26 protein-coding genes and 1 riboswitch are annotated in these 24,986 nt (G+C 64.9%); of the genes, 12 read left to right on the top strand and 14 right to left on the bottom strand.

What is annotated here, in order from left to right:
- The first annotated feature begins 174 nt into the window (after positions 1-174).
- The 5 genes from WKW80_RS18295 to WKW80_RS18275 are packed head-to-tail and all read left to right on the top strand — an operon-like array spanning position 175 to position 4,279.
- Positions 175-1,536, top strand: a complete 1,362-nt coding sequence (locus tag WKW80_RS18295) for a phosphatase PAP2/dual specificity phosphatase family protein (RefSeq protein ID WP_340364980.1) — start codon at positions 175-177, stop codon at positions 1,534-1,536.
- Positions 1,537-1,542: 6 nt separating this feature from the next.
- Positions 1,543-1,977, top strand: coding sequence for a hypothetical protein (locus tag WKW80_RS18290; RefSeq protein WP_340364979.1), 435 nt, complete (start codon positions 1,543-1,545; stop codon positions 1,975-1,977).
- Between the two features lie 34 nt (positions 1,978-2,011).
- Positions 2,012-2,686, top strand: coding sequence for a lysophospholipid acyltransferase family protein (locus tag WKW80_RS18285; protein WP_340364978.1), 675 nt, complete (start codon positions 2,012-2,014; stop codon positions 2,684-2,686).
- A gap of 58 nt (positions 2,687-2,744) precedes the next feature.
- Positions 2,745-3,698, top strand: coding sequence for a phosphatidate cytidylyltransferase (locus tag WKW80_RS18280; RefSeq protein WP_340364977.1), 954 nt, complete (start codon positions 2,745-2,747; stop codon positions 3,696-3,698).
- Positions 3,695-4,279, top strand: coding sequence for a YdeI/OmpD-associated family protein (locus WKW80_RS18275; RefSeq protein WP_340364976.1), 585 nt, complete (start codon positions 3,695-3,697; stop codon positions 4,277-4,279). The genes WKW80_RS18280 and WKW80_RS18275 overlap by 4 nt, the downstream gene beginning before the upstream one ends.
- A gap of 38 nt (positions 4,280-4,317) precedes the next feature.
- On the opposite strand, the gene ruvA is transcribed toward WKW80_RS18275, so the two are convergent.
- Positions 4,318-4,890, bottom strand: a complete 573-nt coding sequence (ruvA, locus tag WKW80_RS18270) for a Holliday junction branch migration protein RuvA (protein WP_340364975.1) — start codon at positions 4,888-4,890, stop codon at positions 4,318-4,320.
- Between the two features lie 42 nt (positions 4,891-4,932).
- Between ruvA and WKW80_RS18265 the strand changes: the two genes are divergently transcribed.
- Together WKW80_RS18265 and ybeY are read left to right on the top strand one after the other, a co-directional pair.
- Positions 4,933-5,880: a PhoH family protein gene (locus tag WKW80_RS18265; protein WP_340364974.1), complete on the top strand. Its 948-nt coding sequence runs from the start codon at positions 4,933-4,935 to the stop codon at positions 5,878-5,880.
- Positions 5,881-5,888: 8 nt separating this feature from the next.
- Entirely contained in the window at positions 5,889-6,338 is a 450-nt protein-coding gene (gene ybeY, locus WKW80_RS18260; protein WP_340364973.1) for an rRNA maturation RNase YbeY, read from the top strand.
- Positions 6,339-6,342: 4 nt separating this feature from the next.
- On the opposite strand, the gene dtd is transcribed toward ybeY, so the two are convergent.
- Both dtd and WKW80_RS18250 read right to left on the bottom strand, forming a co-directional pair.
- Complete coding sequence (gene dtd / locus WKW80_RS18255) at positions 6,343-6,783, bottom strand: D-aminoacyl-tRNA deacylase (protein WP_340364972.1); 441 nt, start codon at positions 6,781-6,783, stop codon at positions 6,343-6,345.
- Complete coding sequence (locus WKW80_RS18250; RefSeq protein WP_340364971.1) at positions 6,780-7,733, bottom strand: cation diffusion facilitator family transporter; 954 nt, start codon at positions 7,731-7,733, stop codon at positions 6,780-6,782. The genes dtd and WKW80_RS18250 overlap by 4 nt, the downstream gene beginning before the upstream one ends.
- Positions 7,734-7,844: 111 nt before the next feature.
- On the opposite strand from WKW80_RS18250, the gene WKW80_RS18245 reads away from it, so the two are divergent.
- Both WKW80_RS18245 and WKW80_RS18240 read left to right on the top strand, forming a co-directional pair.
- Positions 7,845-8,330, top strand: coding sequence for a FecR family protein (locus WKW80_RS18245; RefSeq protein WP_340364970.1), 486 nt, complete (start codon positions 7,845-7,847; stop codon positions 8,328-8,330).
- Complete coding sequence (locus WKW80_RS18240) at positions 8,327-8,935, top strand: OmpA family protein (protein WP_340364969.1); 609 nt, start codon at positions 8,327-8,329, stop codon at positions 8,933-8,935. Before WKW80_RS18245 ends, WKW80_RS18240 begins: the two co-directional genes overlap by 4 nt.
- Positions 8,936-9,092: 157 nt before the next feature.
- Here WKW80_RS18240 and tyrS read toward each other — a convergent pair whose 3' ends face one another.
- The gene (tyrS, locus tag WKW80_RS18235) at positions 9,093-10,325 is read right to left on the bottom strand and encodes a tyrosine--tRNA ligase (RefSeq protein WP_340364968.1); all 1,233 of its coding nucleotides are present in this window, start codon (positions 10,323-10,325) and stop codon (positions 9,093-9,095) included.
- 158 nt (positions 10,326-10,483) lie between these two features.
- Here tyrS and WKW80_RS18230 point away from each other — a divergent pair, with 158 nt between their 5' ends.
- Both WKW80_RS18230 and WKW80_RS18225 read left to right on the top strand, forming a co-directional pair.
- On the top strand, positions 10,484-11,830 hold the full coding sequence (locus WKW80_RS18230) for a peptidoglycan DD-metalloendopeptidase family protein (RefSeq protein ID WP_340364967.1): 1,347 nt from the start codon (positions 10,484-10,486) through the stop codon (positions 11,828-11,830).
- A gap of 22 nt (positions 11,831-11,852) precedes the next feature.
- Positions 11,853-12,980, top strand: coding sequence for an anhydro-N-acetylmuramic acid kinase (locus tag WKW80_RS18225; RefSeq protein WP_340364966.1), 1,128 nt, complete (start codon positions 11,853-11,855; stop codon positions 12,978-12,980).
- Positions 12,981-12,995: 15 nt separating this feature from the next.
- Here WKW80_RS18225 and mdtD read toward each other — a convergent pair whose 3' ends face one another.
- The 4 genes from mdtD to rplM all read right to left on the bottom strand — a co-directional run bounded on the left by mdtD (position 12,996) and on the right by rplM (position 15,810).
- The gene (gene mdtD / locus WKW80_RS18220; protein WP_340364965.1) at positions 12,996-14,417 is read right to left on the bottom strand and encodes a multidrug transporter subunit MdtD; all 1,422 of its coding nucleotides are present in this window, start codon (positions 14,415-14,417) and stop codon (positions 12,996-12,998) included.
- Positions 14,418-14,490: 73 nt separating this feature from the next.
- Positions 14,491-14,856, bottom strand: a complete 366-nt coding sequence (gene erpA / locus WKW80_RS18215; RefSeq protein WP_213957393.1) for an iron-sulfur cluster insertion protein ErpA — start codon at positions 14,854-14,856, stop codon at positions 14,491-14,493.
- A 118-nt stretch (positions 14,857-14,974) separates the two neighbouring features.
- Entirely contained in the window at positions 14,975-15,367 is a 393-nt protein-coding gene (gene rpsI, locus WKW80_RS18210; RefSeq protein WP_340364964.1) for a 30S ribosomal protein S9, read from the bottom strand.
- A gap of 11 nt (positions 15,368-15,378) precedes the next feature.
- Complete coding sequence (rplM, locus tag WKW80_RS18205; RefSeq protein WP_213957395.1) at positions 15,379-15,810, bottom strand: 50S ribosomal protein L13; 432 nt, start codon at positions 15,808-15,810, stop codon at positions 15,379-15,381.
- Positions 15,811-16,169: 359 nt separating this feature from the next.
- Here rplM and WKW80_RS18200 point away from each other — a divergent pair, with 359 nt between their 5' ends.
- Positions 16,170-17,147, top strand: coding sequence for a 23S rRNA (adenine(2030)-N(6))-methyltransferase RlmJ (locus WKW80_RS18200; RefSeq protein ID WP_340364963.1), 978 nt, complete (start codon positions 16,170-16,172; stop codon positions 17,145-17,147).
- Between the two features lie 11 nt (positions 17,148-17,158).
- Here the strand turns inward: WKW80_RS18200 and WKW80_RS18195 are convergent, their stop codons facing one another.
- From WKW80_RS18195 to WKW80_RS18170, 6 genes are all read right to left on the bottom strand, one after another.
- The gene (locus WKW80_RS18195; RefSeq protein ID WP_422822921.1) at positions 17,159-17,863 is read right to left on the bottom strand and encodes a septal ring lytic transglycosylase RlpA family protein; all 705 of its coding nucleotides are present in this window, start codon (positions 17,861-17,863) and stop codon (positions 17,159-17,161) included.
- Positions 17,860-18,693, bottom strand: coding sequence for a methylenetetrahydrofolate reductase [NAD(P)H] (metF, locus tag WKW80_RS18190; RefSeq protein ID WP_340364962.1), 834 nt, complete (start codon positions 18,691-18,693; stop codon positions 17,860-17,862). Before metF ends, WKW80_RS18195 begins: the two co-directional genes overlap by 4 nt.
- A gap of 3 nt (positions 18,694-18,696) precedes the next feature.
- The gene (locus WKW80_RS18185) at positions 18,697-19,509 is read right to left on the bottom strand and encodes a TlyA family RNA methyltransferase (protein WP_340364961.1); all 813 of its coding nucleotides are present in this window, start codon (positions 19,507-19,509) and stop codon (positions 18,697-18,699) included.
- A 144-nt stretch (positions 19,510-19,653) separates the two neighbouring features.
- Positions 19,654-21,093, bottom strand: a complete 1,440-nt coding sequence (gene ahcY / locus WKW80_RS18180; RefSeq protein ID WP_340364960.1) for an adenosylhomocysteinase — start codon at positions 21,091-21,093, stop codon at positions 19,654-19,656.
- 66 nt (positions 21,094-21,159) lie between these two features.
- A riboswitch (S-adenosyl-L-homocysteine riboswitch) is annotated at positions 21,160-21,229 on the bottom strand.
- A 221-nt stretch (positions 21,230-21,450) separates the two neighbouring features.
- Entirely contained in the window at positions 21,451-22,356 is a 906-nt protein-coding gene (locus tag WKW80_RS18175; protein WP_340364959.1) for a LysR family transcriptional regulator, read from the bottom strand.
- Between the two features lie 126 nt (positions 22,357-22,482).
- Entirely contained in the window at positions 22,483-24,876 is a 2,394-nt protein-coding gene (locus WKW80_RS18170; RefSeq protein WP_340364988.1) for an arylsulfatase, read from the bottom strand.
- Positions 24,877-24,986: the final 110 nt, after the last annotated feature.

The following is a 24,986-nucleotide window of genomic DNA, read 5'->3' as shown; positions in this document are numbered from 1 at the left end:
CACGCAGTGCCGAACGTGGGGGCCTCGGAGCGCCGCGCCGGGCCGCCCCAAGCAAGCTTGCACCCCCTCGGGGGGCAGTGAGGACACGCAGTGCCGAACGTGGGGGCCTCGGAGCGCCGCGCCGGGCCGCCCCAAGCAAGCTTGCACCCCCTCGGGGGGCAGTGAGGACACGCAGTGCCGAACGTGGGGGCCTCGATGAGCGCCGCGCCGGTCCCCTGGAAGCGCGCCGCGGCGTGGCTCGTCCTGCTCGGGCCGTTGTTCTACGCCACGTACGGCTTCGCAACCTGGTGGGCCACCACGCGCGCGCACGTGCCCAGTGCGGCGTTCGCATGGGAACGGCATATCCCGTTCTGGCCGTGGACGATATTTCCGTACTGGACCATCAACGTCTTCTATGCGCTGTCGCTCTTCTTCGGGCGCAGTAGGCATCTCGTCGACCGGCATGCCCTGCGACTGTTGACCGCGACCGTCATTGCCGTGACCTGCTTTGTGCTGTGGCCACTGGAATTCAGCTTCGGCCAGCCGCCGGTCGATGGCGCGCCGGCCTTCCTGTTCGATGCGCTGCGCGGCTTCGACAAGCCGTTCAACCAGGCGCCGTCGCTGCACATCGCACTGGCCGTCATTCTGTGGGACTGGTATCAGCGCCTGCTCGAGAATCCGTGGGCGCGCGGGGTGCTGCACCTGTGGACTTTCGCCATCTGCGCGTCGGTGCTGACCACCTGGCAACACCACTTCATCGATATTCCCACAGGCGCCCTGCTCGGCATGTTCTGCGTTTGGCTGTGGCCGCTCGAGCGCGTGCCCTCGATGCCGCGCGTGTGGCGGCTCGCAAGCGACCCTCAACGCTGGAAGCTGGCCGCGTACTACGCCGCCGGCGCCGCGGCGTGCCTGGCCGCGGCGGTGCACATCGGCGGCATTGCACTGTGGCTGGGCTGGCCCGCCGCCTCGCTGGCGCTGGTGGCCTTCAACTACATCGGCTTCGGCGCACGCGGCTTCCAGATGAACGCCCGCGGCCACATGGCATGGGCGGCCCGCTGGCTGCTCCTGCCGTACCGCGCCGGGGCGGCGCTCAATGCCAGGGTCTGGACACGCAAGATGCGGGCCTATTCCGAAGTCTTGCCCGGCCTGTGGCTCGGGCGCATTCCCGATTTCGTGGAATGGCTGGCCGCCGGCAAGCCGCGCCTGGTCAGTCTCAGCGCCGAATTGCAGATGCCCTCCGGCCACGGTGCGCACTGCCTGCCGATGCTCGACCTGGTGGTGCCCTCGCCCGCTCACTTGCGACGTGCCGCACTGATCATCGAAGCCCAGCATCGTACAGGCGCAACGGTCTGGATCTGCTGTGCGCTCGGCTTCTCGCGCAGCGCAGCGTCACTGGTCGGCTGGATCGCCGCGCATGCAAAGGATGCCAAGGTAGCGCAAGCGCTGGCAGACGCTGAGGAACTGGTGCGGCAGACCCGCCCGCAGATCGTGCTGCGTCCGGCCTGGCGCGTCGCGCTGGCGCAAGCCATCCGCGAGCCCGATGCACATGACTCCTGAACCACCATGAATGACAACGACCGCGCCCTGTGCGCCACCACCGCGAGCCTGCTGCAGGCCGCGGGCGGCATCGCGTCGCTAGGACTCGCGATGAGCGGTATCGCGCTCGGTGTGCTCGCCCTCACCGCACGCTCGCTCTCGCTGACCTCCTGCATGGGCTTTGGCGCCGTGGCGATCATCGGCGTGTTCGAGCGCTACCTCGCGCTGCGGTTGCGACTCGACGTCGGGCTGTTCGAAGGACTGGCTCGAGGCAGCATCGCTTCTCTGCCCGCACTCGACACGGCGCTCAGCCGCATCGGCATGCGCCAGTCGCCCGATGCTGCGCGTTCGCTGGCCGATCGTGTATTGGGCACGCGCCAATTGGTGCAACGGCATGGCATCACCGTCGCGTGCCAGGCCGCGATGTTCCTGCTCGGATTGCTGACGCAGGATTTGCAATGAACGAGAAGACCGTGTGTCGAAGGGAGCGTGATACGTGAATGCATTCGTGCAGGGAGAAAGCCGCAAGCTTGCGGCCGTCGTCACGGCAGGGCTGATCGTCGGCGTCGCCAAGTTGCTCACCGGGGTACGCGCCATCTGGAGCGGCACCACGCCGAAAGCCGAGCAGACGCTCTACTTCGCCAACCACACCAGCCATGGCGACTTCGTGCTGCTCTGGGCCACACTGCCGCCCGACCTGCGCGCCATCACGCGGCCGGTGGCGGGGCAGGACTACTGGCTCGCATCGAACGCCCGCCGCTTCGTCGGCGAGCAGGTGTTCAATGCACTGATGATCAAGCGCGACGGTTCCGCAGACGGCCTCAACCCGGTGCAACAGATGGCCGAAGCCTTGCAGGCCGGCGACTCGCTCATCATGTTTCCGGAAGGCACGCGCAACATGGGAGACGAGGAGCTGTTGCCGCTGAAAAGCGGCCTCTATCACCTGGCACGCGCTTGCCCCAACGTACGGCTGGTGCCGGTGTGGATCGAGAACCTCAAGCGCGTCCTGCCCAAGGGCACGCTGGTGCCGATTCCGCTGGCCTGCACCGTGCGCTACGGCACGCCGATCGTGCTGGCCGACGGTGAAGACAAGAGCACTTTCATCGCGCGCGCACGCGCCGCGATGCTCGACCTGCGGCCGGAATACGACCGGGAAGAGGCGGCCGCATGAGTGCCGCCCGGCCGTCCGAAGGCACTCGCACCGCAGTGCGCAGCATCAAGGTTTCCCAATGAACATCGCCTCCTCCAGCCAGACCACGCTGACACTGTTCGGCGGCGTGGCCTGCGTGCTGATCCTGGCGTCGGCCATCGGCGCGCTGCTCAGGTGGCACGTGGCCAAGGGGCAACCCAACGCGGTCATCGACAACCTGAACTCGCGTGTCAACGCGTGGTGGGTCATGGTCGCCGTCATCGGGCTGGCATTCGCATTCGGCAAGGGCGGCGTGATCGTGCTGTTCTACCTGATCTCGTTCTATGCGCTGCGAGAATTCATCAGCCTTGCCTACACGCGGCGCGGCGACCACCATGCGATTGCGCTCGCGTTTTTCGTCGCACTGCCGGTGCAGTACTTCCTGATTTGGATCGACTGGTACGGCCTGTACTCGATCTTCATCCCGGTCTATGCGTTCCTGGTGTTGCCGATCCTCGCGGCCGTTGGCGGCGACACGCGGCGCTTTCTGGAGCGCACCTCGAAGATCCAGTGGGGCCTGATGGTGTGCGTGTTCTGCATCAGCCATGTGCCGGCGTTGCTGACCTTGCAGATACCGGGTTTCGAAGGCCGCAACCTGTTGCTGATCGCTTTCCTCGTCATCGTGGTGCAGGGCAGCGACGTGCTGCAGTACGTGTGGGGCAAGCTGTTCGGCAAGCGCAAGGTCGCGCCCGAGTTGTCGCCATCCAAGACCTGGGAGGGCTTGATCGGCGGCGTTGCAAGCGCCACCGCACTGGGCGCCGCGCTGTCGTGGGCGACACCATTCACGCCCTGGCACGCCGCGTTGATGTCGCTCACGATCTGCGTGATGGGCTTCTTCGGCGGCCTCGTCATGTCGGCCATCAAGCGCGACCGCGGCGTCAAGGACTGGGGCACCATGATCGAAGGCCACGGCGGCATGCTCGATCGGCTCGACTCCGTGATCTTCGCGGCGCCAATCTACTTCCACGCGCTGCGCTACTGGTGGGTACCTTGAGCCGAAGCGACGTCGACAAGCCCATCCTCGAATGCGCTTGCGCCGCCAAGTGGGCCGCCTGGCTGCGCCGCCACCAAGCCACGTCGAGCGGCATCTGGCTGCGCTTCGCCAAGAAAGGCGCCCATCGGCGAACCATCCTGCACGCCGAGGCGCTCGACCTGGCGCTCTGCCATGGCTGGATCGATGCGACGAGCCAGTCGGAGGACGAGCACTATTGGCTGCAGCGGTTCACGCCGCGTGCGCCGCGCAGCCTCTGGTCGAAGATCAATTGCGCGAAGGCGTTGAAGCTCATCGAGGAAGGCCGCATGCAACCTGCCGGCCAGGCCGAGATCGATCGCGCCAAGGCGGATGGGCGATGGGACGCGGCCTACGACGGCGCCAGCACATCGGTCGTGCCACCCGACCTGCAAGCCGCGCTCGATGCCGAACCGCGTGCCGCTGCCTTCTTCGCCTCGCTGGATTCAGCGAATCGCTATGCTGTCCTGTTTCGCACACAGACCGCGAAGACGCCCGGCACGCGCGCAAAACGCATCGCGTCCTTCGTGGAGATGCTGGCGCGGGGCGAGAAGCTGCACCCCTGAAGCCACCTGAAGCCGGGGCGCTGCCTCCTGGTTGCCTCCTACTTCGCCAGTGCGCGCAATGCCAGCTTGATGCCTTCGCTCACGCCCACATCCTTTGGCAGCGCCTTCAGCGACGCAGCCGCCTCCTTGTCGCTGTAGCCGAGCGCGACCAGCGCCTGAAGGATGTCGGCCTGCGCGTCGCTCGCTGCGTGCGCAGGCAAGGGGATCTCGGCGCCGAGCTTGCCCTTGAGCTCGAGCAGCAGGCGCTCCGCGGTCTTCTTGCCGATGCCCGGAATCTTGACCAGCCGGCCCGCATCCTGCAGCGTCACGACCTGCGCCAGCTCCGCCACGCTCAAGCCCGACAAGACGCCCAACGCCATCCGCGGCCCGATGCCCGAAATCTTGATCAGCTGCCGGAACGCGATCCGTTCTTCCGACGTGCCGAAGCCGTAGAGGATCTGCGCATCTTCGCGCACCACGAAGTGCGTCAGCAGCGACACGCGAGCGCCGGTCTGCGGCAGGTTGTAGAAAGTGCTCATCGGCACATCGACTTCGTAGCCCACGCCGTTGCAGTCCACCACCACCTGCGGTGGATTGCGTTCGGCCAGCGTGCCGGTCAACTTGCCTATCATCGGAACCCTTCGTCGTGCCTATTGCAGAGCCGGAATTATCCTTTGATCATTCGTCACACCTTCAAGCCGCTGAACAATGCCCGCCTGAGCCATCTCTGCGGTCCGCTCGACGAGCATCTGCGCCGCATCGAGGAAGCGCTGGGCGTGAAGGTCGCGCACCGCCACGAGCAGTTCAAGGTCGAAGGTGCCAAGGCCCAGGCCGAGCAAGCCATGGACGTGCTGCAAGCGCTCTACGAGATTGCCGACCGCACCATCGACCCGGCCGTGGTGCAGCTCACGCTGGCGAGCGATTCGGGCATGACGGACGACGGCGAGCCTGGCCCGATGCTGCTCACACGCCGCGCCGATCTGCGCGCCCGCACGCCGACCCAGGCGAACTACCTCGACAATATCGCTGCCCATGACATCACCTTCGGCATCGGCCCGGCTGGAACCGGCAAGACCTACCTTGCCGTGGCCTGCGCCGTCGATGCGCTGGAACGCAGCGCCGTGCAGCGCATCGTGCTCACGCGGCCGGCGGTCGAAGCTGGCGAGCGGCTCGGCTTCCTGCCCGGTGACTTGTCGCAAAAAGTCGACCCCTACCTGCGTCCGCTGTACGACGCGCTTTACGACCTCATGGGCTTCGACAAGGTGCAGAAGGCCTTCGAGCGCAACGCCCTCGAAATCGCGCCGCTCGCCTTCATGCGCGGACGCACGCTCAACAACGCCTTCGTGATCCTGGACGAGGCGCAGAACACCACGCCAGAGCAGATGAAGATGTTCCTCACGCGCATCGGATTCGGCGCCAGGGCCGTAGTGACCGGGGATGTGAGCCAGATCGATTTGCCCAAGCATCAGCTCAGTGGACTGATCGACGCAGAGCGAGTGCTCAGGCGCGTCAAGGGCATCGCGATCACGCGCTTCACCTCGGCCGACGTGGTGCGGCATCCGCTGGTGGCGCGCATCGTCGATGCCTACGACAACCAGCGCAAGCGCGTCGACGCGCGATGAGCCGGGCCATGCTTGCAGCGCTCTCGCTGTCATTGCAGTTCGGCCGCTTCAAGGGCGTGGAGCGGCATCGCGCGGCCTTGCCGCGCCACAGCGTCATGCGCTGGATTCGCCATGCGCTCGACAGCGAAGGCGAGATCACGGTGCGCATCGTCGACACCGACGAAGGCCAGCGCCTGAACCGCGAGTTTCGCGGCAAGGACTATGCAACCAACGTGCTGACCTTCGACTATGCGCAAGGCCCGATCGTCATGGCCGATCTGGTGCTGTGCGCCCCCGTGGTTGCCCGCGAGGCAAAGGAGCAGCGCAAGACGCTGGCCGCGCATTACGCGCACATGCTGGTGCACGGCACGCTGCATGCACAGGGCTGGGACCATGAAACCAGCGAGCAGGACGCCGAGGAAATGGAAGCGCGGGAGATAGAGATCCTCGCGGGCCTCGGCATCAAGAACCCCTACTGATCCACTACGCCATCTGCAACGCAATCGTCACCGGTCCGTCGTTGACCAGGTGCACCTGCATGTCGGCGCCAAATTCGCCCGTCGCGACATTCGGATGCGCGGCACGTGCCCGCGCCACGAAGTAGTCGTACAGGCGCATGCCCTCGTCCGGCGGCGCCGCCTGCGTGAAGCTCGGCCGGTTGCCGCCGCTCACATCGGCCGCCAGCGTGAACTGGCTGACGATGAGCAAGCCACCGCCAACGTCCTGCACGCTCCGGTTCATCTTGCCGGCGTCATCGGAAAAGATGCGCAGTTTCAGGATCTTGGCCAGTAATCGGTCCACCGCCGCATCGCCGTCGCCGCGCTCGGCGCACATCAATACCAGCAGGCCGCAGTCGATCCGCCCCACGGTTTGCCCGCCGACGTCCACCCGTGCCTCGCGCACACGTTGCAGCAGTGCCTTCATCCAGCCGATTCCTCCAGTTGCGTGGCCCTTGCTTCCATGCCGAGCGGCAGCAACTGGATGGTCACGCGAAGACCCGGCACCGCCTCCATGAGCGATTGCTCGAGCCCATCGCGCAAGGTTGCCGCGCGTTGCAGCGACCAGTCGCCGGGCACGTGCATGTGGAGGTCGGCGAACCGGCGCTGCGCAGCCCCGCGTGTCACGATGTCGTCGAACCGCACCTGCGCGCCCTCAGGCGTCGTTGCCTTGAACCGCTCGAGCGTGGCCATCAGCACGGCCTGCGATTCGGCGTCGAGCGCCACGTCCATCAGCCCCTGCGACGAGCGCCACACCAGCCTCACACCCTCGCGCACGATGTTGAGCGCCACGCCGATCGCGAGCACCGGATCGAGCCAGAGCCAGCCGGTGAAGTGCACGGCCACGATGCCAACGAGCACGGCCGCCGACGTCCAGACGTCGGCCAGCAGATGGCGCGCGTCGGCTTCGAGCGCGATCGAGCGGTGCCCGCGCGCCGCACGAAACAGCGCCCAGGACAGCGCACCGTTGAAGCCCGAACTGACAGTCGCCAGCACCAGCCCCCATCCCAGCTGTTCGATCGGTTGAGGCGCCAGCAACCGATGCACGGCCGCCCACAGAATCGCCAAGGCGGCGCCGACAATCAGCACGCCCTCGAAGCCGGAAGAAAAGTACTCGGCCTTGTGATGCCCGTAAGGATGGTCCGCATCGGCCGGCCGTGCGGCAATGGTCACCATGGCGAGCGCAAACATCGCACTGGCCAGGTTCACGAACGACTCCATCGCATCCGAGATCAGGCCCATCGAATTTGTCACGTAGCCTGCCAGTCCCTTGAGCACGATGGTCAGCAACGCAACGGCAATCGAGCAGCGCAGCCACGCCCTCGGGCTCAGCGCGGCGGAGGCGGTCGGGCGAGAAAAGGAGTCGATGGAAGGCACCGGGAGCGGAACAAGGCCTCGAACCCTGAATTATGTCCGGCTGTTACGGACGGCCCGGCGTCGCGTACCATCGACCCCAATAAAAGCACGATAAACAAAGGGGGTATTTCGATGAGAAAAAACGCATTCCTGGCCGTCGCCACACTGGTTTGCGCAACAGCAACTGCAACCGCGTCCGCACAGACGCGTGCCGCGCCGGCCACGGCGCCCTCCGCACCAACTCATGCCGGCATCGTCAAGAATGTGCGCGGCGAGGTGCAATTGCTCGACACCAATGGCACGATGCGCGCCGCCCGTCCGAGCGACGAAGTGTCACCTGTCGACCGCGTGAGGACCGGCCCCGACTCGGGCGCCAGCGTGGTCTTGCGCGATGGCACCACGCTGATCGTCGGCCCGTCGTCGCAACTCGATCTCAAGGAATTCCGCTACGAATCCACCACGCAGAACGGCAACCTGGTGGTTTCCTTGTTGCGTGGGTCGCTGCGGATGATCACCGGCCAGATTGGCAAGGGACATCCCGATGACTTGCGCGTCGAAACCCAGACCGCGACCATCGGCATCCGCGGCACGGACTTCATCGTCGAGGTGGAGCAATGATTAACCGTCGCCTCGGCCATTGCCTCATCACGGCTTGCGCGGTCTCGCTGGCCGCCTGTTCCTCACCCGGCACCCGTGTCGTGCTGCTGCCTCAGGAAGACGGGACACCTTCTGCCGTGGTCGTTCAAACAAAGGGCGGCGACAAAACCTTGGCCCAACCCTATGCGCGCGCCCAAGCGGCCGGCGGTGCCAGCGGGCCGCCGGTGGTTGACCAGGCGGACCCGGCCAATCTCCGCAAGGCCAATAGCACGCTGTTTGACATGGCGCCGCCCAAGGCCCAGCGCTACACCCTGTACTTCGAGGTGGGCGGCAGCACTCTTGCGGCGGCGTCGCAACAGAATCTGGAGCATCTGCTGACGGCCGCGGGTGCCCGCAACGGCGGCGACATCCTCGTCTCCGGCCATACGGATACCACCGGCTCGCCCCCCCAAAACGATGTCTTGTCGCTCCAGCGGGCATCGCAGGTGCGCGACATGCTTGTCGAGCGCGGATTTCCGGCGAAGCGTATCGAAGCGGTCGGCCGCGGTTCGCGCGAATTGGCCATGCCGACCGGCCCGAACGTGGACGAACCGCTCAACCGCCGCGTAACGGTGGTCGTCCGATAACGGCCTTCCGGCAGCCGCGTCTCAGTTTTCCACCACGCCATCGCGTGACCCGCGACGATGAAACCGGCGCCGCCAAATGCCAGGGATACCGCGGAACCGGCTTCGCCGGGCCGCTGGTATCGCCCCCTTGCCGAAGGCGCTTCGTGGTTATCTCACTTCATGAAAGCTGGACGCGCGCGAACTTGCGCTTGCCCACTTGCAGCACGTAGTTGCCGGCGGGCAGTTTCAGGCCCTTGTCGCTGATCACCGTCGAATCAACGCGAACGCCGCCGCCATCGATCATGCGATTACCCTCGCCGTTCGACTCCACCAGGCCGGCCAACTTCAGTAGTTGGGCAACTCCGATCGGCGCACCGCTCACCGTGCGCTCCGGGATGTCGTCGGGCACGCCGCCCTTGCTGCGGTTGTTGAAGTCCTGCTCGGCGGCATCGGCCGCGGCCGTGCTGTGGAACCGGGCGGTGATCTCCTTGGCCAGCGCCACCTTGGCGTCCTTCGGGTTCCGACCTGCTTCGACCTCGGCCTTCAGGGCGGCGATCTCCGCCAGCGACTTGAAGCTCAGCAGGGTGTACCAACGCCACATCAGCACGTCGGAAATCGACAGCACCTTTGCAAACATCGTCGGCGCGTCTTCGCTGATGCCGATGTAGTTGTTCTTGCTCTTCGACATCTTTTCGATGCCGTCGAGCCCTTCGAGCAAAGGCATAGTGAGTATGCACTGCGGTTCTTGACCGTATTCCTGCTGGAGGTGACGTCCGACCAGCAAGTTGAATTTCTGGTCGGTGCCGCCCAGTTCCAGATCGGACTTCAGTGCCACCGAGTCGTACCCCTGCATCAGTGGATACAGGAATTCGTGCACCGAAATCGACTGGCCTGTTTTGAAGCGCTTGCTGAAGTCATCGCGCTCCATCATCCGCGCGACGGTGTACTTGGCAGCCAACTGGATCATGCCGCGGGCACCCAGCGGGTCGCTCCATTCGGAGTTGTAGCGAATCTCGGTCTTGTCCGGGTCCAGCACCATGCTGGCCTGGCGGTAATAGGTCTGGGCGTTGGCCTCGATCTGCTCGCGCGTGAGAGGCGGACGGGTGCTGTTGCGGCCGGACGGATCGCCGATGGTGGTCGTGAAGTCGCCGATCAGGAATATCACGGTGTGCCCGATGTCCTGCAATTGGCGCATCTTGTTCAGCACGACTGTATGGCCGATGTGGATGTCGGGCGCCGTCGGATCCAGGCCGAGCTTTATTCGCAGCGGCTGGCCTGTGGCCTCCGAGCGCTGCAGTTTGCGAATCCATTCGTCCTGCGGCAACAACTCGTCGGCGCCACGCAGGGAGACTTCAAGGGCTTGTCCTACACCTTCAGACAGGTTTGCGGATGTAACGGACTTGGGGGTCATTTGGGTTATTCGGCTGATACAGGTACTGCCGAAGCTATACTTAGCCCGACTTTCGAGCGCCGGATTCTAAGCGGCGCACCTTCCGCACCGCTCTGCCGCCTTCGTCACCAAGGCCTTGTTCAGCGCGGTTTGCTGAACAGATTTTGGACAGATTCAAGTTGATTAACGGCATTCTTGCCGCCGAGGAGTTGCTCGCTTCTCGCGTGGCGTACATTTTTCGGACGTATCCGAAGCAGATCACCGCGGCCATCGCGGCGACGCTTCTGTGCGCCGGCGGCGGCGCTTTCGCCGTGGCTTCGCTTGGCACCGACCCGGGCGACATGCCTGTCAGGCAGGTACTCGAAGCGGTTGCCCCGCTGCCCGTCGGAACCCAGACCGACGCGCTCGATGCGTTTGGATTCACGCTGTTTCGCAGCGACCTGACCCGCTCCAGCGACACCGCGGAAGCTCTTTTCAAGCGCCTCGGCATTTCCGACGCACGCGCAGCCGCGTTCATTCGCGCCAATGCGGAAGCCCGCACCGCGCTGTTCGGCCGGCCGGGCCGTACGGTCACCGCCGAAGCCGGGCAGGACAACCAGTTCCAGAAGCTCAGCGCCCGCTGGATTCCCGATGGCGACGGCTTCAAGCGCGTCGTCATCACAAGGACGCCCAACGGCTTCGCCCTGAAGACCGAGGTCGACCCGCTGACTCCGAGCACTCGCCTCGCCAGCGGTGTGGTCCGTACGTCGCTGCTCGCGGCAACCGATGACGCCCGTATTCCCGATGGCGTCGCCAGCCAGTTGGCAGACATCTTCAGCACCGACGTCGACATCCGCCAACTGCGCAATGGCGACCGTTTCGCCGTGGTGTACGAAACCTTCGAAGCCGATGGCCAAGCGCTGCGCAGTGGCCGCGTGCTCTCCGCCGAGTTCGAAAGCGGCGGCAAGCTGCACCAGGCGTTGTGGTTCCAGGAACCCGGCAAAAAGGGCGGCTACTACCGCCCGAACGGTGACAGCCTGCGCAAGGCCTATCTGGGCTCGCCGGTGGAATACTCGCGCATCACCAGCGGCTTTGCGATGCGCGTGCATCCCATCTTCAATGACTGGCGCCAGCATCACGGCATCGACTTCTCGGCGCCAACGGGCACGGCAGTGCGTGCCGTCGGCGATGGCGTGGTCGACTTTGCGGGCGTGCAAAGCGGCTATGGCAACATGGTCATCCTCAACCATCGCAACAACCAGAGCACCGTCTACGCCCACCTGAGCCGCATCGACGTCAAGGTCGGCCAGCAAGTGACCCAGAGCCAGTTCATCGGCGCCGTCGGTATGACCGGCTGGGCCACCGGCCCGCACTTGCACTTCGAGTATCGCGTGAACGGCGATTACGCCGATCCGGCCACCATCGCCGACCAGGACGGCGGCGTACCGATCACTGCGGCGTCGCGACAGGCGTTCGAGCGCATCGCAAGAGCCACTCGCACTGAGCTGGCGGCTGCGTTCTCGGTCGTCCAGGCGAGCGCCGACTGAGCCTTTCTCGCCTCGATTCGCCATGGCCGAGGACCTTTTCATCGGCCTGATGTCGGGCACCTCGCTCGACGGCGTGGATGGCGTGCTGGCCGACTTCGCCGATGGCCATATCGCCGTGAAGGCTCACGCAACGACCCACTTTCCGGTGGCGCTGCGGGCCGAGTTTCTGGGACTCAATCTTCCGAACGGCGAAAACGAACTCCACCGCGCCGCACTGGCAGGCAATGGATTGGCCAGGCTCTACGCCGCCGTCGTGCAGCAATTGCTCGACCAGACCGGCCTTTCCCCAAGCGCCGTGCGGGCCATCGGCGCCCATGGGCAGACCGTGCGGCACCGCCCCGGCGAATTCGATGAAACCGGCTACACCCTGCAGATCAACAATCCAGCCGCATTGGCCGAATGGACCGGCATCGACGTGGTGGCCGACTTCCGCAGCCGCGACGTGGCTGCAGGCGGCCAGGGCGCACCACTGGTCCCCGCCTTTCATCGTGCCCTGTTCGGCCATCCGGACCATGTCGTTGCTGTTCTCAATATCGGCGGCATTGCCAACCTGAGCTTGCTGCCGGCAACCCGCAGTTCCAGGCAGATCGTGCTCGGATTCGACTGCGGCCCCGGCAACGCGCTGATGGACCACTGGTGTCAAAGCCATATCGGCGAACCTTTCGATCGCGGCGGTCAGTGGGCCGCCAGCGGCCAGGTGCTGCCCGAATTGCTCGCGCGCTTGCTGGGGGGCCCCTATTTCAGCAGGTCGCCGCCAAAGAGCACCGGACGCGATCTGTTCAACCCCGCCTGGCTGGCGGCGCACCTGGGCGCCGCGAGCGACGCGGCCCCGGTCGACGTCCAGGCGACGTTGGCCGAATTGACCGCCAGCACCTGTGCGGTGGACGTTCAACGCCACGGAATCGACAGCAAGGAATTGATCGTCTGCGGTGGCGGCGCCTTGAACGATTACCTCGTGGCGCGGTTGCAGGCGTTGCTGCCAGGCGTCGAAGTCGTGTCGTCGCAGGAGCGCGGCTTGCCGCCACAACAAGTCGAAGCCGCGGCCTTTGCATGGCTGGCGCGCGCCGCCATCCGTCGCGAGCCCGGCAATCTGGCCAGCGTCACCGGGGCGCGCGGCGGTCGGGTGCTCGGGGCGATCTACCCGGCCTGAACGGATCGCACGGCGTCAGCCCTGGCCCGAAACCTCGGGTTGCTCCGGCTGGACCAAAAGCGCCTGATGCGGAAGATGCCAAAAAATCAAGGCTGAAGCGATCGTGACGAGCCCCATTCCGGCAAACGTGGCTTGAAACGCGTGGAGCGTATCGACCGGTTCGGCCTTTCCAAAAAGCTCCGTGAAGCCAGCCAGAACCGTGCTTGCCGCTGCCACGGCGAGGCTCATGGCAAGCATCTGCACCATCGAGAACAGGCTATTGCCGCTGCTCGCCATGTCCGGCGTCAGGTCCCGAAGGGTGACGGTATTCATCGCCGTGAACTGCAACGAATTGACCGCGCCGAACACCAGCAATTGAAGCAACAACAACGCCAACGGCTGCCCGGGTGCAGCCAGCGCGAAGGTCGCCATCGAACCACCGACCAGCACCGTGTTGACGACCAGCACCCGCCGGTAGCCGTGACGCTTGATCAGCGGCGGCGCGAAGCGCTTCATGGCCATCCCGGCCATGGCGATCGGTAGCATCGTCAACCCCGCGTGCAGAGGCGAATAGCCCATCGAAACCTGAAGCAGCAACGGCACCAGGAACGGCATGCAGCCGCTGCCAAGGCGCGAAAAGAGGTTGCCGGCCAAGCCGACGCTGTAGGTCGGAATACGCAGCATGGCCGGCGAAAAGAGTGGGTCGGGCCGACGCGCAGCGTGCGCCCAGTAGGCCACGAGGCTTGCAAAGCCGAACACCATCAGCACCAGCACGCCGACCCGAGGCAAGCCAAGCTCCGACACCCCATCGAGCGCGAGCGACACCGCCACCATCCCGAACGCCAGCAAGGCGTAACCCGCGCCGTCGAAGCGCGCCAGCGCCGTCGCACGCAGTTCCGGCATGATCTTCAGCGTGGCGATGCAGCCAGCAAGTCCCACCGGCACGTTGATCAGGAAGATCCAGTGCCAGGACGCGTACTGCACTAGCCAACCGCCCAGCGTGGGGCCGAGCAGCGGCCCGATCAGGCCCGGAATCGCGACAAAGCTCATCGCATGAACGAACTCGCTGCGCGGCACGGAGCGCAGGAGTGCAAGGCGGCCCACCGGCAACAACATTGCGCCGCCGGCGCCCTGGAGCACCCGCGCCGCGACGAGTTGTCCCAGACCATGCGAGGAGGCGCAGGCAATCGAGCCGACCACGAACAGCACGATGGCCAAGAAGAACACGCGCCGCGCACCGAAACGGTCTGCAATCCAGCCCGAGGCCGGGATCAGCATGGCCATCGTCAGCGCGTAGGCCACGATGACCGACTGCATTCGCAGCGGGCTCTCACCGAGACTGGCCGCCATCGCCGGCAAGGCCGTATTGATGATGGTGGCGTCGAGCGTCTGCATGAAGAAGCCGACGGCGACGAGCCACAGCAGGCTCTTGCTGGTGGAGATTTCAGCCGAGTTCATGTTGAAAAACAAACAGGCAACAAAAAACCGCCCTCAGGCGGTTTTTTGGAATGGCAAGGCCGATCGCAAGGCGTCAGGCCGAGAAACTCGAGCCGCAACCGCAAGTGCTTGTGGCGTTCGGATTCTTGATCACGAACTGGGCGCCTTGCAGGTCTTCCTTGTAGTCGATCTCGGCGCCGACGAGGTATTGATAGCTCATCGCATCGATCAGCAGCGAGACACCGTTCTTGGTCATGGTGGTGTCGTCTTCATTGGTGATCTCGTCGAAGGTGAAGCCGTATTGGAAGCCCGAGCACCCGCCACCCTGCACGAACACGCGCAGCTTCAGGTCGGGATTGCCTTCTTCGGCGATCAGGTCGGCCACCTTGGCCGCCGCGCTGTCGGTGAAGACGATCGGGGCGGGCATTTCGGTCTGGATTTGTTCGGCAACAGCGCTCATAGGGAAACTCCGTTTGGGGGGCCGATGAGTCGGCCAATGGGGTCATGCTACTGCAACCAGCAAAAAGCCGCCCGGAGGCGGCTCTTTGTCGGTACAGGCAATAAGCCCAAAACGCTGATCAGCGCTTCGAGAACTGCTTGCGGCGGCGTGCAGAGTGCAAGCCGACCTTCTTACGTTCGACTTCACGCGCGTCACGCGTCACGAAGCCAGCCTGGCTCAACACGGGCTTGAGGCTCGCGTCGTAGTCCATCAGCGCGCGGGTGATGCCGTGGCGGGTAGCGCCTGCCTGGCCCGACTCGCCGCCGCCGTTCACGTTGACCATGATGTCGAACGTCTCGACGTTGTTCGTCAAGTACAGGGGCTGCTTCGCGATCATGATCGAGGTCTCGCGGCCGAAATAGGCCTGGATGTCCTTACCATTGACCGTGATTTTGCCGGTGCCTTTTTTCAGAAAAACGCGGGCGACGCTGGATTTGCGACGGCCAGTGCCATTGTTCCATTCACCAATCATCTCAAGGCTCCTTAGATTTCCAGCGCTTTAGGCTGTTGGGCGGTATGCGGGTGCTCGGCGCCACCGTAAACCTTGAGTTTCTTGATCATCGCGTAGCCCAGCGGGCCCTTGGGCAACATGCCCTTGACGGCCTTTTCCAGGGCGCGGCCCGGGTGCTTGGCTTGCATGTCGCGGAAGTTGGTGGCCGTGATACCGCCCGGGTAGCCCGAGTGGCGGTAGTACACCTTGTCGATCGGCTTGGCGCCGGTCACGCGGAGTTGCGATGCGTTGATGATGACGATGAAGTCACCGGTGTCGACGTGAGGCGTATAAATGGCCTTGTGTTTGCCGCGCAAACGGAGAGCAACTTCGCTGGCTACTCGTCCGAGGACCTTGTCGGTCGCGTCAATCACAAACCACTCGTGCGTCACGTCAGCGGGCTTGGCGCTGAACGTTTTGGTCATGAGTTTTCTCTTTTGAAGAGGGTTTGGCGGGCCCTTTTCCACGGTCGGTGTTCCTCTGGCGGGAATCTCTTAGGTGGGTTGAAGTCCTTCGCCGCGGGGCCACTGAAGCGCTGCGAAGCCCTCCATTATATTAAGGAATGGTGTTGCGTGGCAAATACAGGGCCACCGCGAATTTTTGGGGCCGAATCAAGCGTGGCCGGGCGATACGGCGGCGATCAAAATTGGACAGCACGCCGACGCACACGCGCAGGCCCCAAAATCGCCGGTTCATCGAACGTAGCGTGCCGTTCCGTATTTGCCTTCGGCATTGCGGCCGGGTTCGGCGTTCGCACCTTCATCCGCCAGGGACACACCACAACATGTTCAGCTATCGCCACGCCTTCCACGCCGGCAACCATGCCGATGTGCTCAAGCACACGGTGCTGATCGCCACGTTGGCGCATTTGCTCGAGAAGGAAGCCGCACTCACCGTCGTCGACACCCACGCCGGCGCGGGCTTGTACCGCCTGGATGGCGACTACGCGGGCACCAGCGGCGAGGCGGCCGACGGCATCCTTCGGCTGCTGGCGCCAAAAACGACACAAAAACCGGCGGCCATGTCCGACGCACCCGACCTGCCCGCGCAGGGTCGGGCAAGGAAGGCTGCCAAACCGGCCGGGACCATCGATGCGCCGTTGGCTCCGGCGATCCAGGGCTACCTGGACCTGGTACGTGCCTTCAACCCGAATGGCGGGTCGCGTGTCTATCCCGGATCGCCGTTCATCGTGCACCACATGCTGCGCGACCACGACAAGCTCAAGCTGTTCGAACTGCACCCGACCGACGCGCGCACGCTGGACGCCAACATCGCGCAACTGGAAGCGGGCCGGCAAATCGCGGTGCTGCGCGAAGACGGCTTCGGCAGCGCCACCAAGTTCATGCCGCCGCCATCGCGCCGCGCACTCATGCTGTGCGATCCGAGCTATGAAATGAAGACCGACTACGGCCGGGTGCTCGACCTGATCGGCGAGTCGCTCAAGCGCTTTGCGACGGGAACCTATGCGGTGTGGTATCCGATCATTCCCCGACCGGAGGCGCATGACCTGCCGCGGCGCCTCAAGACCATGGCGACGAAGGCCGGCAAGTCGTGGCTGCATGCGACGCTGACCGTCAAGTCGAGCAAGGTGCTGACCACGCCGACCGGCGACCAGAAGCGGCCGGGGCTGCCTGCCAGCGGCATGTTCCTGATCAACCCCCCCTACACGCTCAAGGGCCAACTGCAACCTGCGCTGGAACAGCTCAAGACCTTGCTGGCGCAAGACCGGAATGCAGGCTTCACGCTCGACTCTGGCGGCTGAGGGGTTCGACTTCAGCGCCGCTGGCGCGGATTGAGGGCCTTGCTGCCCGAGGCAGCAGGCGCCTTGCGCCGCACGGGCGCCGAAGGCTCGAACACGGGAGGATCGTCGCCACCGGCCACGTCGGTCTCGCCGCCGCAACGCTGGTCCTTGCGATCGATCACCGACAGGGCCACCTGCTTGATGCCAAGTCCGGTCAAGCCGATCTGCTCGGCAGCTGCGCGGCTGAGGTCGATGATGCGGCCGGCGGAATATGGGCCGCGGTCGTTGATGCGCACCAGCACCTCGCGCCCGTTCACGAGGCTGCGCACGCACACACGGGTGCCGAAGGGCAAGGTCTTGTGGGCGGCAGTCATGGCAGTCATGTCGAAGCGCTCGCCGTTGGCCGTCTTTTTCTGATGGAACTGGATGCCGTACCACGACGCCGTGCCGCGCTCCAGAACCCTCCTGTCGCCGGGCAGGCCATCGTCGGACGGCAACTCATCCGCACTCGACACCGACAGGTCATAGTTCACCGAGGCGACAGCGGATTGCGGCGCGGCGCCGGGCGGCGCCGCCGGTTGGCGTGTGAGCGGTCGAAGCCTGGGCATGGTGGTCGATGTCGTCGAATCGCGCGTCGCGTCGTCGGGCCCCCTCGCGGCCGGTGGCAAGGCGCAGCCGGCGGTGAAGACCACCGCGAGAATCGCCATCACCCGGCAACCGGCGCGCCTCAAACTCATGGGTTCCAGCCGAGCCGCTGCAGCACACCGAGGGTCGCAACCGACTGGTTCATGGTGTAGAAGTGCATGGCCGGGGCACCGCCGGCCCGCAGGCGATCGCACAGCGCGGTCACCACATCGAGGCCGAAGGCCTTGATCGACTCCACGTCGTCGCCATAGCTCTGCAGGCGAAGGCGAATCCAGCGCGGGATCTCGGCGCCGCATGCATCGGAAAAGCGCATGAGCTGCGTCGAGCTGATGATTGGCATGACGCCCGGCACGATGGGCGTGTCGATGCCGAGCGCACGCACTTCGTCGACGAAGCGGAAGTACGCCTCGGGGCTGAAGAAATATTGCGTGATGGCCGAGTCGGCACCTGCGCGCACCTTGGTGGCGAAGGCCTTCAGGTCGGCTTCGGGCGAACGTGCCTGGGGATGCACCTCCGGATAGCAGGCCACTTCGATCTGGAAATGGCTGTCGGTCTCGCTGCGGATAAAGGCAATCAGGTCGCTCGCGTACTGGAACTCCCCGCCGGCGCCGTAGCCACTGGGCAAGTCGCCGCGCAGCGCGACCAGGCGCTTGACGCCCATGGCCTTCAGCTCGGCCAACTGCTCGCGCACCGTGGCCTTCGTGGCACCGATGCACGAGAAGTGGCTGGCCGCGTCGACGCCCTCGGCAAGAATCTCGCGCACGGCGTTGAAGGTGCCTTCATGGGTCGAGCCGCCGGCACCGTAAGTGACCGAGCAGAACTCGGGCCGCATGGCATACAACTGCTGGCGCACTGCGCGCAGCTTGACCGCGCCTTCGGGCGTCTTGGTTGGAAAGAATTCGAAACTCAGTGGCAGACGCACGGCCTACTCCAGGGTTTGCCGTTCTGCGCGAACGGCATGCAAGAAAAATTCGTGGTTTCCATCGCCGCCTTCGATCGGGCTGTCGAACCAGTTCTTCACGCGCAGATCCAGCGCGGCGCAAGCCTCCCGCAAACGCTGCTCGACCACTGCGTACAAGGCCGGGTCGCGAACGATACCGCCTTTGCCGACCTGCCCGGGCTGCAATTCGAACTGCGGCTTGACGAGCATGAGCAGGTCGCCGGACGGCGCGAGGAACTGAAGGACGGCTGGAAGCACAAGAGTCTGTGAAATGAACGACAAGTCGCCGACGATGATGTCGAAGCGTGGCTCGGACGGATCGGACTGAACGCTGCCGTCGTCGCCGTCGCCGTCGACCGCGAGGTCGATCGCCGTCAACGCGCGCGCATTGACCTTCTCGATCGCGGTCACGCGGGCATCGCCACGCAACCGCGCATGCAGTTGCCCGTGGCCGACGTCGACGCCCGTCACATGCGCAGCGCCATGCTGCAGCAGGCAATCGGTGAAGCCGCCGGTCGACTGGCCCACGTCAAGACATTGCTTGCCTGCAGGGTCGACGCCCGCAACGCGCAATGCGGCTTCGAGCTTGAGCCCGCCGCGCGACACGTAGCGCGATTCGGCTGCATCGAGCAGTTCGAGCTCCGCCGTCTCGGGCAGGTCGTCCCGGTTCTTCGCCACGGTGCGCCATGCATCGGCGGTACCGGCATCGCGCCAGCGCAAGCCGCCGGCGATCAGGCGAACCGCTTGGGAGCGCGATGCGGCGAGGCCGCGCTCGACCAGCAATTGATCAGCGCGCATCGATGCAACGCCCCCTGCCGGTACCGCACTCGAGAACCGATTCGCGGGACACCGCGGAACCTGCCCTGCCGGGCCGCTGGCGTTGCCCCTTGCAAGGGGGTTGGCGAATCTGCACGAAGTGCGGCGTAGCTTGGGGGTGTGCCATCAATACCTGTAGGTGTCCGCCTTGTACGGACCCGCCTTGTTCACGCCGATGTAGGCAGCCTGCACGTCGGTGAGTTCGGTCAGCATGGCGCCGACCTTCTTCAGGTGCAGGCGCGCGACCTTCTCGTCGAGGTGCTTCGGCAGCACGTAGACCTTGCCGGCCTGGTAGGCATCGGGCTTGGTGAACAGCTCGATCTGCGCGATGGTCTGGTTGGCGAACGACGACGACATCACGAAGCTCGGGTGGCCCGTGCCGCAGCCCAGGTTCACCAGCCGGCCCTTGGCCAGCAGGATGATCTTCTTGCCGTCGGGGAAGGTGATGTGGTCGACCTGCGGCTTGATCTCTTCCCACTCGTACTTCTCGATCGAGGCGACGTCGATCTCGTTGTCGAAGTGGCCGATGTTGCAGACGATGGCCTGGTCCTTCATGGCGGCCATGTGGGCGTGCGTGATGACGTCCTTGTTGCCGGTGGTGGTCACGAAGATGTCGGCCTTGTCGGCGGCGTATTCCATGGTCACGACCTTGTAGCCTTCCATCGCGGCCTGCAGGGCGTTGATGGGGTCGATCTCGGTGACCCACACCTGCGCGCTCAGTGCACGCAGCGCCTGCGCCGAGCCCTTGCCCACGTCGCCGTAGCCGGCCACGCACGCGACCTTGCCGGCGATCATCACGTCGGTGGCGCGCTTGATGCCATCGACCAGCGATTCGCGGCAGCCATAGAGGTTGTCGAACTTGCTCTTGGTGACTGAGTCGTTCACGTTGATCGCGCGGAACAGCAGCGTGCCCTTGGCGGACATCTCGTTCAGGCGGTGCACGCCGGTGGTGGTCTCTTCGGTCACGCCGATGATCTCGGCCGACTTGCGCGTGTACCAGGTGCTGTCGACGGCGAGCTTGGCCTTGATGGCGGCGTAGAGGATTCGCTCTTCTTCGCTGGTCGGGTTGGCCAGCACGGACTGGTCTTTCTCTGCGCGCTGGCCCAGGTGCATCAGCAGCGTGGCATCGCCGCCGTCATCGAGGATCATGTTCGGGCCTTCGCCTTTCGAGCCCTTGGCGCCGAAGTCGAAGATGCTGTGGGTGTAGTCCCAGTAGTCCTTCAGCGATTCGCCCTTGATCGCGAATACCGGCGTGCCGGCGGCGGCGATGGCGGCGGCTGCGTGGTCCTGCGTCGAGAAGATGTTGCACGAGGCCCAGCGCACTTGCGCGCCCAGGGCTTGCAGCGTCTCGATCAGCACGGCCGTCTGAATGGTCATGTGCAGCGAGCCGGTGATGCGCGCGCCCTTGAGCGGCTGCGACTTCGAGAACTCCTCGCGGATGGCCATGAGGCCGGGCATCTCGGTCTCGGCGATCCTGATTTCCTTGCGGCCCCAGGCGGCCAGCGAGAGATCGGCAATGGCCTGGTCGGCCGAAGAAACGGGGGTGGGCTTGAGAACAGCGCTCATGTGAACTCCAACAAAGCTGGTTTGAGAGATGCCACTGCGTTCGGGGATGGGACTCACCGCGAGAACAGCGGGTGAGCGTGGTTGCGATAAGGGTCCGAGCCTCACGCCTGACGGCGCTGCAACGCTCCTCGGAGCGAGGGATTTTAGCGCGGGACCGAAAACGCCTGCCAGCAGTGAATTTGCGTTCGTCCCCGGGGCTGAATGCCCGAGAGCACGATGACCAACGCGACGGTGGCGAAGTTGTCGGCCGCGCCGGTGTCGGCGCCGGGTGGCCGGAAGCTGTGGTTCTACTACAAGGGTGGCAAGCAGACAGTGATCGCGCCCGACGGCACGCCCAACCGATGGCTCAAACCCATATCAGATGCTGACCTCGGTCGCCACTCTCGCAATGCAGGCCATTGCCTCGCCAGCCATGGGCGAGGTGGTTCGGTGGCGCAGGCTCACGATGCCCAGGTTGGTGACGAGCGAGCTGGCCTCGGGCATTCGCAGCGGCACCAGCCGACCAGCCTCGAGATCGTTGAGCAAGGCCGCGTAGGTCGCCCCAAGCACGGTGTCGGTGGACATTGCCACGTCCCTCAGCAGGGCGAAGTTATCGCACTCCAGTGCGAACTCCGGCTCCTGGCCCGCGGGCAGGCCGAGCAGTCGCGCCAGTTGGACCTTCATCTCCGGCGGCACCTTCGGCACTGCCACTCCGAAAGTCCACGCCTCGTTCCAGTTGCAATCCAGTTGCGCCAGCGGGTGTCCCGCACGAACGAATAGGTGAGCCCGGAGTCCAGGTAGCGGACGCACCTCCAGCGTCTCTGCATCCGGCAGGGCGAGCACGTGGGCGACGAAGAACTCGATCTCCTCGGCCATCAGGAGCTTCAGCAACTGCTGCCAGTTGCCCACCTCAACGCGTACGCACACCCGGGGGAAGCGCCGCCGCAATTCCGTCATCACGAGCGGCATGAGACTCACCGCGGGCATGGGTCCCATGCCAACGGCGGTCTTGCCCAGCTCGCTGCGCCCGTAGAGCTCGAAGTCGCGCTGCGTACAACGCACCTGGAACAGCAGCCGTCGCGCCCGCTCGATCACGAACTCGCCCGCCGGAGTGGGCCGCACTTCGCCCACGTCGCGCTCGAAGAGACGCAGGCCGAGTTCGCCTTCGACAGCCTGGATGCTTCGGCTGAATGCAGGCTGGCTCAGATGCACCCGCTCGGCCGCCCGCGCGAAGTGCAGTTCATCGGCCAGCGCAACCAAATGCGTTAGACGTCGAATATCCATAGTGCTTTTCTTGCTTGCATCTCGCGCATGCTACCGATGCAGGCACCGGCGCATGAGAGTTCATGCAGGGACTTCCCGCGCGTGCGGGCCGGTGTCAGGCACACCGACCCGCCGCACTCCCCCTCCTCACTGCACCTGCATGAGCCGTTGCGCCTCTTTTGCGAGGTCGAGGTATTGCGCCTTTTCGACCGTGACGCCGACCAGGTCAATCTTTCCGCCCTTGAACCTTCCAGGCGACTTGTACTGTTGGCTCACTGCGTCGCCGCTGTCGAAGCCGACGCAGAGTCCGTCGCCCGAGAGCGTGAACTTGCCGGCCTGCGTCTTCATCGGGCCCTCGGCGACCAGGGTGTCGTTGATGTAGAGCTTCGCGCGTCCGATGGACTCACCGTGTTCGCCGGTCTTCTCGCGGATGAACTCCATGCCGAGCGTTTGCTTGCCCGGCTGGAGCGGCACCTTGGAAACCAGCTCCTGCTCCGGCTTGATGCCGAGGAAGTTGTAGACGTAGTGCAGCTTCTTGTCCTTGATGAACAGCGCATGGCCGCCGAAGCGGGAGCCATGCGCGAAGATGACGCCGGATGCTTCAGCCGTCAGATCGACGTTGGCAAGGATCTTGTACGAGCGGCCGCGCACGTTGCCGGCCACGCCTTCGGGCACTGGTGCGGTGTCGGGGTAGTAGATGTACCGTTCGCGTGCGGGCTCGTCGGACGGGCGCTCGACGCCGAGTTGCTCGATCGCCGACCGGTCGTCGAGCGGCAGGACCATGTTCTTGTCCGCTTCCTCGAACCATGCCTTGATCAGCGCCTGCAGCTTCTCGGGGTTCTCCTTTGCGACGTTTTTCGACTCGGAGCGATCGACGGCCACGTGATAGAGCTCCCACTGGTCCTGGTCGAAGTGCCCCTTGCCTGTGAGCGGCGCATGCGTTGCTGCGGCGAGCCAGCCGTCCTCCCAGATGCCGCGCGTGCCGAGCATGGCGTAGTACTGGCGCTTCTTCTGCGTCGCGTCATCCGGCTTCGCGTCGAAGGTGTAGCGCATCGACACGCCTGCCATCGGGTATTGCTCTACGCCCTTGTAGGTCTTGGGCATCTCCAGTCCGGCGATGTCGAGGATCGTCGGCACGATGTCCGTCGAATGGTGGTACTGGTTGCGGATCTCGCCGCGCGCCTTGATTCCCTTGGGCCATGAGATCACGAGCGGATCCGAGGTGCCGCCCGAATACTCCGCATAGCGCTTGAACATCTGGAACGGCGTCGAGAAGGCGGCTGCCCATCCGGTGGGGAAGTGCTCATAGGTGTCGGGGCCGCCGAGCACGTCGATGTACTTCATGTTTTCGGCGATCGTGTCGGGATAGCCGTTGAAGAACTTGTTCTCGTTGACCGAGCCGCTGGGGCTTCCTTCGCCGGAAGCGCCGTTGTCGGCGGCATAGAGGATCACCGTGTTCTCGAGCTGGCCGCTTTGTTGCAGGTAGTCGACCATCCGGCCGATCTGCACGTCGGTGTATTCCGAGAATCCAGCGTAGACCTCGGCCAGCCGGGAGAACAGCTTCTTTTCATCGGCCGTGAGCGTGTCCCATGGCCGCACGTAGTCGGCCGCGTTCGCCACGTCCTTCGGCAGCGGATTGAGCGGCGTGAGTTGCGTGCCCTTGGGCAGCACACCCTTGGCGATCATGCGCTCCAGCACCCAGGTGCGGTAGGCCTCGTAGCCGTCGTCGAACTTGCCCTTGTACTTGGCAATGTAGTCTTTCGGCGCGTGATGCGGGGCGTGGTTGGCGCCGGGGTTGAACCACATGAACCACGGGCGGGACGGGTTGGTGGCCTTCTGGTCGCGGATCATCGCGATGCCCTTGTCGGCCAGGTCCTTGGACAGGTGATAGCCCTGCTCCGGCCCATAGGGCGCGTCGATGAAGCGGTTGTCCTCGATGAGGTCGGGGTACCACTGGTTGGTCTCGCCGCCGATGAAGCCGTAGAAGCGGTCGAAACCCTTCTGCAGCGGCCACTGCTTGCGGCTCGCGCCGGAAGCAACGTCCTGCTCGGGCACGTTGTGGTTCTTGCCGACCCAGAAGGTGCTCCAGCCGCCATCCTGCAGGATCTGCGCGACGGTGGCCGCCTGGTCGGGAAGGCGTCCGCTGGCGCCGGGGAAGCCATTCGCGGCCTCGGTGATGGCGGCCATGCCGTTGACGTGGTGGTTGCGTCCCGTGAGCATGGTGGAGCGGCTCGGCGAGCACAGCGCGGTCGTATGGAACTGCGTGTAGGTCACGCCATTGGCCGCGAGCTTGTCCAGCGTCGGCATGTTGATGCGGCCGCCGTACGGCGACCAGGCGGCCAGGCCGGTGTCGTCATAGAGGATGAACAGGAAGTTCGGTGCGCCCGCGGGCGCCTTCTTCGGTGTGAACGGTCCCCAGTCCGGCTTCGAATCACGGACGTCGAGCTTGATGATGCCCTTGAAACTGCTGCCGGGCTCGGCCGCCGTAGCGGGCGCGGGGGCCTGCTGCGCGTGGGCAGCCAGGCCGAGTGCCATACCCATGGCAAGGGAAAGTAATGTTTTGAGCTTCAACTGCGCTCTCCATATATGCGCCGGACAGACGACTAACTGCAAACAGCGCCCCGCGAACGGTCCATGCGGGGCACCCCCAT

It is taken from the genome of Variovorax humicola (genome assembly GCF_037889915.1).
Classification (GTDB): domain Bacteria; phylum Pseudomonadota; class Gammaproteobacteria; order Burkholderiales; family Burkholderiaceae_C; genus Variovorax; species Variovorax humicola.
This window is presented reverse-complemented; position numbering and strand designations above follow the sequence as displayed.